The organism is Bradyrhizobium sp. UFLA05-108 (assembly GCF_059803455.1).
Genome location: NZ_JBANAZ010000260.1, coordinates 1 through 591, shown reverse-complemented (window position 1 = coordinate 591; position 591 = coordinate 1). Strand labels below are relative to the sequence as shown.

General features: G+C 60.4%; 1 protein-coding gene. It reads left to right on the top strand.

Features of this window, described 5'->3' with window-relative positions; translation table 11 throughout:
* Positions 1 to 180 precede the first annotated feature (180 nt).
* Positions 181 to 591, top strand: a 411-nt coding sequence (locus SO140_RS46370) for a DEAD/DEAH box helicase (protein WP_498544261.1), incomplete at its 3' end; no start/stop codon positions are given.

Below are 591 nucleotides of genomic sequence, written 5' to 3'. Positions count from 1 at the left end.
GTAAATAATGACAAATCCGTCAGGAACAGACTTGAATGCGGTTTGCAACGGTCTCGCGCGAAGCGGGGCGCATGGATGAGCTCCGTACTATAGCTAACGACGCCGCAGTTTGAAAGGCTACGGGGGCAAAGCTAATGCTACACTGTACGCCGTTTAACGTTAACCACCACGGAGAGTTCAGTGTCTTCATTGCCCGTCAGCGCGGTGCTTGATGAGTTGCTGGCTGCGCTGCAGTCCGCTCCTCAGGTGCTGTTGCACGCCCCGACCGGCGCCGGTAAATCCACCTGGTTGCCGCTGCAGATCCTGGCTAAGGCCGGATTGCCGGGGCGCATTATCATGCTGGAGCCGCGGCGGCTGGCAGCGAAAAATGTCGCTTACCGCCTGGCACAGCAACTTGGGGAGGAGCCCGGCCAGACCGTGGGCTACCGCATGCGCGCCGAAAGTAAAAGCGGGCCGCAGACCCGGCTGGAAGTGGTGACGGAAGGCATTCTCACCCGCATGCTGCAGCAGGATGCCGAGCTGCAGGGCGTGTCGCTGGTGATCCTCGATGAATTTCACGAACGCAGTCTGCAGGCCGATTTGGCGCTGGCG